Origin of the sequence: Allobosea sp., from assembly GCF_051860145.1 — a bacterium.
Taxonomy (GTDB): Bacteria; Pseudomonadota; Alphaproteobacteria; order Rhizobiales; family Beijerinckiaceae; genus Allobosea.
On record NZ_JBHYEM010000005.1, the window covers coordinates 377,889 to 384,291 of the forward strand.

Annotated in this window: 5 protein-coding genes; 3 read left to right on the top strand and 2 right to left on the bottom strand. The window is 67.1% G+C overall.

What is annotated here, in order from left to right; genetic code table 11:
• Nucleotides 1-8 precede the first annotated feature (8 nt).
• On the bottom strand, nt 9-1,598 hold the full coding sequence (locus tag ACTIF2_RS11890; protein ID WP_439497273.1) for an alpha,alpha-trehalose-phosphate synthase (UDP-forming): 1,590 nt from the start codon (nt 1,596-1,598) through the stop codon (nt 9-11).
• A gap of 281 nt (nt 1,599-1,879) precedes the next feature.
• On the opposite strand from ACTIF2_RS11890, the gene otsB reads away from it, so the two are divergent.
• A complete protein-coding gene (gene otsB / locus ACTIF2_RS11895; RefSeq protein ID WP_439497274.1) occupies nt 1,880-2,674 on the top strand; it encodes a trehalose-phosphatase in 795 nt (264 codons plus the stop codon).
• A gap of 3 nt (nt 2,675-2,677) precedes the next feature.
• Entirely contained in the window at nt 2,678-4,519 is a 1,842-nt protein-coding gene (locus tag ACTIF2_RS11900; protein WP_439497275.1) for a glycoside hydrolase family 15 protein, read from the top strand.
• Nucleotides 4,520-4,618: 99 nt separating this feature from the next.
• Here ACTIF2_RS11900 and ACTIF2_RS11905 read toward each other — a convergent pair whose 3' ends face one another.
• Complete coding sequence (locus ACTIF2_RS11905) at nt 4,619-5,818, bottom strand: M20 family metallopeptidase (protein ID WP_439497291.1); 1,200 nt, start codon at nt 5,816-5,818, stop codon at nt 4,619-4,621.
• Between the two features lie 235 nt (nt 5,819-6,053).
• On the opposite strand from ACTIF2_RS11905, the gene ACTIF2_RS11910 reads away from it, so the two are divergent.
• Complete coding sequence (locus ACTIF2_RS11910; protein WP_439497276.1) at nt 6,054-6,338, top strand: acylphosphatase; 285 nt, start codon at nt 6,054-6,056, stop codon at nt 6,336-6,338.
• The last annotated feature ends 65 nt before the right edge of the window (nt 6,339-6,403 follow it).

Genomic DNA, 6,403 nt, shown 5'->3' on the forward strand with positions numbered 1-6,403 from the left:
GTCGCCTTCTAGCGACCGAAAGGAGTGTTCGGCAAGGTCTGCGGCCTCAACCCCAGATCGAAATCTCGGCCGGAACGGGCAGCCGACCCGTTCGCGGCCTTTTTCGCGCCGCCCGAAGCGACTTTCGCGGAGCCGGTCTTGCGTGCCAGCTCGGCCGGCCGGGCCCGGCCTTTCGGTGCAGCCGAGGGCTTGCGGGAGACCGGCGGCACCGCCTCGCTGTCGACTGTCGCGAGGCCGGAAAGCACCGCGAGATATTTCCGCGTCCACCAGCGGATGTCGGTCGCCGCGATCGTCGCGTAAAGACGCTCGAACCGGCGCTGCCGCTCCGATATCGGCATGGCGAGGGCGGTGCGAATCGCTTCCGCGACGCCTTGCGTATCGTAGGGGTTGACGATCAGCGCCTCGCCCATCTGCTGCGCGGCGCCGGCAAAGCGCGACAGGACCAGAACGCCGGGATCGGCGGGATCCTGGGCCGCGATATATTCCTTCGCGACGAGATTCATGCCGTCGCGCATCGGCGTCACCAGGCCGACCTGGGCGCGCCGGTAGAACCCTGCAAGCGCGCTGCGCGAATAGGTCTTCTTCACGACGCGGATCGGGGTCCAGTCGAATTCGCCGAGCGCGGCGTTGAGGCGGCCGGCGGTTTCGTCCGACTGGCGGTCGAGCTCGGCATATTCGGGAACGTCGGAGCGCGATGGCGGCGCGATCTGGAGCATGCCGACATGGCCGCGATGCTCCGGATGGTTGCGCAGGAACTGCCCGAAGGCCTCCAGCCGCTGGACGATGCCCTTGGAATAGTCGAGGCGATCCACGCCGATGACGAGCTTGCGGGCTCCGAGCGGACCGGTCGTCGTGCGGATCGGCGTCGTCGCGGCACGCACCGAGGCGGTGGCGAGCTTGCGGAAGGCATCGACATCGATGCCGATCGGGAAGGCCTGCACGGTGGTCTCGCGCCGTCCGATCTTGATCTTGCCGCCGCCGGCGATCGCGCCGCACATCGCGACGAGACCGTCGCTGAGGTTGCGCGCATCGTTCTCGGTCTGCACGCCGACCAGATCATAGGCCGACATGGTGCTGATCAGAGTCGCCGCGAAGGGAAGCACGCCGAAAAGCTCGGCCGGCGGCCAGGGGATGTGGTGGAAATAGCCGATGCGGTTGGTCACGCCGCGGCGGCGCAGCTCGGCGCCGAGCGGAATGAGGTGATAGTCGTGGATCCAGATCACGTCGTCCGGCTGCAGCAGCGGGACGAGCGCCTTGGCGAAGCGACGGTTGACGCCGAGATAGCCGGCATAATCGGCCCGCGAAAACTCGGTCAGCCCGAGCCGGTAATGCATGTTCGGCCACAAGGCGCGGTTCGAGAAGCCGAGATAATAGGTCTGCCGCTCGGTTTCGCTCAGGTCCGTCACGGCGTAGGTCACCTTGCCGCGCTGCTCCATCCGCACGTCGCGGGCGGTGTCGCTCACCGCCCCGCTCCAGCCGAACCAGAGCCCCCCGCTGGTTTCCAAGGCCTCCCGCAACGCGACCGCCAGGCCGCCGGCGGCGACCTTTTCGCTGCGATCGGGAACGGTGACGCGATTGGAAACGATGACGAGACGCATGCGGGAAGTTCTCCGATCAACCGGCTGCCCGAATTTCGACACCGGAAGCAGGAACAGAACGCGCCGGCACACGTAATGTTTCCGTGGGGCTCCGGGGCCAGGTGGCAAAGCCGTGTCAGGCTTGCGTTGAAATCAGGATGGCTGTGGCAAAGTGAAAGCAGAATGTGGCAAGTTCGCGAGCATCGGCCGGTAGCGCGGATGATGCAAGGGTCTATCTTCAGGATTCGGACAGTTCCTACGTCGTGCTTTCGCCTGCTTCGTCACGCAAACAGATCGAGATGATGGAACTGATCGAACCCGAATCTGCCAGCGAATCCCGCGACTTCACCGGCGCAGGCGAGAAGATCGCATTATTTCTCGATTTCGACGGAACTCTGGTCGAAATCGCGCCCTTGCCGGATGAGGTGAGACTCGACCGGCGCGTCGGCCCGGCGCTCGAAGCGCTGCGCGCGTCGCTGGGCGGCGCGCTGGCGCTCGTTTCCGGGCGTCCGGTGCCCGTGCTCGACGCCTTCCTCGATCCGCACCGCTTCGATGCGGCCGGTCTCCATGGCGCCCAGGTCCGGCTCGACGGCGTCATTCGCGCCCAGGCGGAGGCACCAGAGGCGCTGCGCGAGGCGACCCGCGACCTCGTGCGCTTCGCCAACAGCCATGTCGGCGTCATCGTCGAGGACAAGCGGATTTCGGCCGCCCTGCATTGGCGCCTGGCGCCGCAACTGCAGGACGAGGCCCTCGCGCTCGTCCGGACCATCGCCGCCAGGATGGGGCCGTCGGTGAGGCTGCAGGAGGGCAAGTCGGTCGCGGAGCTGGTTCCGGCCGGAGCCAGCAAGGGCGGCGCCATCTCCTGGCTGATGAACGAACCGCCCTATGCCGGGCGAAAACCGGTCTTCATCGGCGACGACATCACGGACGAGGCGGGTTTCAAGACGGTGAACGCACTTGGCGGCCTCTCGGTCCGAATCGGGCCGGGCGAGACCTGCGCCGCGCGACGTCTTGCCTCGCCGACCGCACTGCGCTCCATTCTGCTCTCCGCCGCCGAAGCCGGCAGCTTGACCACCGACGCATTTCTTCAAGGCTGATCCATGACCGTCGAAACGTCCACCACGGGGCGGCACTCCGCCTCGCTCGATCTCGGCGTGATCGGAAACTGCTCGATCGCCGTCCTCGTCGACCGCCGCGCGCATTTCGTCTGGGGCTGCTTTCCGCGCTTCGACCGCGATCCGGTGTTCTGCTCCCTGATCGACAACAAGGCCGATGACGGCGAGGGGATGCCGGAGAAAGGCGTCTTCGCCATCGAGCTCGTCGGCATGACCCGCTGCGAGCAGAGCTATCTGGACAATACCGCGATCCTCTCCTCGGTGCTGTCGGACGATCACGGCAACGCCATCGAGATCCTCGATTTCGCGCCGCGCTTCGTCCGCTTCGAGCGGTTTTTCCGGCCGCCGCAGCTGGTGCGGCGGGTGCGTCGGCTGTCCGGCAGGCCGCGGATCCGGGTGGTGCTGAAACCCTGCCTCGGCCTCGGCGAGCAGCCGGACGAGATCACGCGCGGCTCCAACCATGTCCGCTTCGTCGGGGCCGACCAGACGATCCGGCTGACGACGGACGCGCCGATCTCCTATGTCGTCGAAGGCATCCCCTTTGCCGTCGAACGCCCCTTCTCCTTCTTCATCGGCTCGGACGAGGCCCTGCGCGCCGAGATCGAGACGACGTCGCGCGAATTCCTGGACAAGACCACGGATTACTGGCGCGACTGGGTGCGCTCGCTCTCGATCCCGTTCGAGTACCAGCAGGAGGTGATCCGTGCCGCGATCACCCTGAAACTGTGCAGTTTCGAGGAAAGCGGCGCCATCGTCGCCGCCTTGACCACCTCGATCCCGGAGGCGCCGGGGACGCAGCGCAACTGGGACTACCGGTTCTGCTGGCTGCGCGACGCCTATTTCGTCGTCCATGCGCTCAACCGGCTCGGCACGACGCGGACGATGGAGGACTATCTCGGCTTCATCACCAACGTGGTCGATACCTTCTCGGAGAGCGGGGCAGAGCATCTGCCGCCGCTCTACCCGATCACGCGCGGCGGCGCGCTGAACGAGTTCGAGGTCGAGAGCCTGTCAGGCTATCGTGGGCACCAGCCGGTGCGGGTCGGCAATGGCGCGGCGACCCAGATCCAGAATGACGGCTATGGCGCGGTCGTGCTCGCCGCCACGCACTCATTCTTCGACCGCCGCCTGATCCAGCCCGGCAAGGACGCCCTCTTCGGGCAGCTCGAGCGCATGGGCGAGATCGCGATCTCGGTCTTCGACAAGCCGGATGCCGGCCCCTGGGAGCTGCGCGAGAAACAGGTGGTGCATGCCTTCTCGAGCGTGATGTGCTGGGCGGCCTGCGACCGCCTGGCGCGGATCGCCGGCACGCTCGGCCGGGCCGACCGCAAGGATTACTGGCGCGGCGAAGCGAAGCGGCTCAAGGGCATCATCAGCGACCGCATCTGGAACGAGGAGAAGGGAACCTTCGTCTCGACCTTCGACGGCGACGAACTCGACGCGACGCTGCTGCTCATCGCCGAGCTCGGCTTCGTCAAGCCGAAGGACCCCCGTTATATCGCCACGGTCGAGGCGATCGGCCGCGAGCTCGGCCGCGGCGACCTCTTGCTGCGCTACGCCTCCGAGGACGATTTCGGCTTCATGCATACCGGCTTCCTGATCTGCGCCTTCTGGTATGTCGATGCGCTGCACGCGATCGGCCGGCGCGACGAGGCCAAGGAGCTGTTCGGCCGCATCCTGAAGCGGCGCAACAGCTTTGGCCTGCTCTCGGAGGATGCCGACCTCGAAACCGGCGAGCTCTGGGGCAATTTCCCGCAGACCTATTCGATGGTCGGACTGATCAACTCGGCGATGCGGCTGAGCCGGAACTGGGAAGAGGCGTTCTGAGGCCTCACGTCATGGTCGGCCTTGAGCCGACCATCTCATGAAAAAGGCACCTCCTGCAGGAGATGCTCGGGTCAAGCCCGAGCATGACGGGCCTGGAACTCACTCCATCCTGGCCGCCGTCCGCATCACCGCCAGCGCCAGGCTCTGCGCGGCCGGGACGATGCTCTCGATCTCGAGGAACTCGTCGGGCGTATGGGCCATGCCGCCGATCGGGCCGACCGAGCACAGCGTCGGGCAGCCTTGCGCGGCGGTGAAGCCTGAATCGGCGCAGCCGCCGGTGAATTCGGCAGTAACGCCGATCCCGAAGGTCGCGGCGGCATCGCGATAGGTGTCGTAGAGCTGCCCAGCCTCGGGCGTGCGCTCCAGCGGCAGGAACTCGCCCTTGATGATCAGCGTCGCGCTCGAGCCCTCGACGATCGGCGTCTCGACGATGGCGCGGATCGCCCCGACCAGCTCGTCGCGCTGCGCGGCCGTGACATAGCGCAGGTCGATCTCGCACCAGGCATGCGGCGCGACGGTGTTGACGGTCTGGCCGCCGCCGATCAGCCCGACATTGACGGTGACGCCGCGCTCGAGATCGGTCAGGCCCTGCAGCTTCGGGATCTTGTGGCCTAGATCGACGATAGCCGAGATGCCCTTGTCGTAATTCGCGCCGGAATGGGCGGCCTTGCCCAGGAACTCGGCGCGCATGAAGACGCCGCCCTTGCGGCCGCTGGTGATCGACTGCTTCCGGTCGCGGGCGAACTCGCTCCCCGCCGGCAGCCGGCTCGGCTCGGCGTTGAAGACGCAGCGCGCCTCGCGCGCCGCCGCCTCGATGATCGGGCGTGACGAGGGCGAGGCGATCTCCTCGTCGCTCGTCGTCAGCATCAAGAGCGGAGCGGGAAGCCCACCGCATTCGGCGAAGGCGGCGGCGACGAAGGCCTCGATCATCAGCCCGGCCTTCATGTCGGCCACGCCCGGCCCATAGGCGCGGCCGCCCTTGATGGTGAAGGGCCGGCGCGTCGGCTCGCCCTCCGGGAAGACCGTATCGCGATGGCCGAGCAGCAGCACCGGGCGCTGGTCGTTGGCGGCCGGATTGGGCAGGCGCGCCTTGACGGCGTCGCCATAGCGCGCGTCCGGAACGATCTCGACCTCCAGGCCGTTGGCCTGATGGAAGCGGGCGAGCACCTGCCCGGCCCGGTCGACGCCCGCCTTGTCATAGGAGCCGGAATCGGTGTCGACCATCTCGCGCAGCAGCGCCACCATCGCGTCCTTGCGGCTGGCGAGCCAGGCGGTGACCTTGGTTTCCTCGGGTGTCATATCGCTCATCGCTCGGCGCTTCCTCTGGTTCCGAATGGGACGGCAGGCGAAGCTAGAGCATCGGCGCGACGGCAGGGAACCGGCATTGGCGCCGCTCGTCCCCGCGTTATCGGCACAGCCACCGTCTGCTTCGCCATCCGAAGGCCGTCATCGGCCGTACACTCATGCAGAAAGCGCAAGGCGACCGGCGTTCGGCCCAGGAGTTCGTGCCGTACCGAGCAGGGAGGATGCGAGGATGACACTCCACATCGTCATTTCGGGCCTGGTGCAAGGGGTCGGCTACCGGCAGTGGCTGCGAGAGCGGGCGCTCGCCGCCGGCGTGGCCGGCTGGGTGCGCAACCGTTCCGACGGCACGGTGGAGGCGGTTCTGTCCGGGGCGCCGGAGACCGTCGAGCTGTTGGCCGCCGAGGCGCGGAAGGGACCGCGAGGCGCCAGGGTCGCAGACGTCGATAGCCGCGCGGCGCAGCCATCGCTCGCAGATCAAGCGAGCGATGATTTCGTGATCGCCCGCAGCATCTAGATCGCCGTGGGGCCCCTAGGACCCGCGGGGGGGCGCGATCGCTGTTTTTGTTGGTAGAAATTTTG